Raw genomic sequence first — 1,345 nt, 5'->3', positions numbered from 1 at the left:
CGACGCCCGGGCCTCCCGGGTCGCCTGGGACAAGCCCTCGGCCAAGGCGGTGCTCCGCGAGGCCGGCATCCCCACCCCGGACTGGGTGGCGCTTCCGCACGACCGCTTCTCCGAGCTGGGTGCGGTCGCCGTCCTGGACCGGATCGTCGACCGTCTCGGGTTGCCCCTGATGGTCAAGCCGGCGCAGGGCGGGTCCGGGTTGGGCGGAGCGGTGGTCCGGGACGCCGCCGCGCTGCCCGCCGCCATGGTGGGCTGCTTCGCGTACGACTCCACGGCGCTGGTGGAGCGGTACGTGCCGGGGATCGACGTGGCGGTCTCCGTCGTCGACCTCGGCGACGGCCCGCAGGCGCTGCCGCCGGTGGAGATCGTGCCCCGCAACGGCGTGTACGACTACGCCGCCCGCTACACCGCGGGGCGGACCACCTGGCACGCCCCGGCCCGGCTGGCCCCGGAGGTGGCAGCCACTGTCGCTGACGTGGCCCTCGCGGCGCACACCGCGCTCGGTCTCCGGGACCTCTCGCGCGTCGACGTGATCGTGGACGCGGCCGGCCAGCCCCACGTGCTGGAGGTCAACGTCTCGCCGGGCATGACGGAGACGTCCCTGCTTCCGCTCGCCGTGCAGGCGGCCGGACTGGACTTCGGTCGGCTCCTCGGCACCCTGGTCGCCCGGGCGGCGGCCCGCCTCACCACTCACTGACCGACCTGTCAGCCCGTCGCGGCGAGCGCGGGTCGACCGTGTGGTTGACCCGGCGGGCCAACCACACGGTCGGTTCCAGATCAGTGACCCGCGCGTACGTCTGGTGTGTCGGTGCCGTTGGTGCGCGCTGCTGCGCCCGGGTCGCTGGGGATGCTCGTCCTGCCGGCAGCACCGGAGGCACCGCCGTTGGCGAGGTCGGAGGCGGCCGGGATGGCGGGGGCCGAGCCGCCCTCGTCGACGCGTGCGCCCGCCGGGCCGACGTCTGGCGCGTCCGCGCTTGCGCCCGCCGGGCCGACGCGGAGCCCGTCGCCCGGCGTTCCCGCCGCCTTGTCGGTGGATGTTCCCGCCGCCTTGTCGGTGGATGTTCCCGCCGCCTTGTCGGTGGGCGTCCCCACCGTGGCGGCGCTGCCGAACGCGGCGCTCTCGGATGCGGTCCTGTCAGATCCGGTCCTGTCGGATCCGGTCCTGTCGGATGCGGCGTTGTCGGAAGCCGCGCTGCCGGCGGGGGCGGTGGCGTCCCGGGCCGGGACGGCCGGGACACCGGCAGGGTTGGTGACGGGTGGCGTCCGAGCAGGTTCAGCCGCCCGGTCGGCGACGGTGGTCGCCGTCGAGCCGGCACCGGCGTTCGCCTGCGGGACCGGTCCGACC

At 75.7% G+C, this 1,345-nt stretch carries 1 protein-coding gene and 1 pseudogene; one reads left to right on the top strand and one right to left on the bottom strand.

What is annotated here, in order from left to right:
• Positions 1-697 (top strand): ATP-grasp domain-containing protein (locus tag KBX53_RS33045; protein ID WP_210863776.1); only part of this gene is annotated, 697 nt, incomplete at its 5' end.
• An 80-nt stretch (positions 698-777) separates the two neighbouring features.
• Here the strand turns inward: KBX53_RS33045 and KBX53_RS33040 are convergent.
• Positions 778-1,345 (bottom strand): annotated as a pseudogene (locus KBX53_RS33040) (hypothetical protein); the annotation flags it as partial.

The organism is Micromonospora sp. M51, assembly GCF_018070305.1.
GTDB classification, from domain to species: Bacteria; Actinomycetota; Actinomycetes; order Mycobacteriales; family Micromonosporaceae; genus Micromonospora; species Micromonospora parva.
This window is presented reverse-complemented; position numbering and strand designations above follow the sequence as displayed.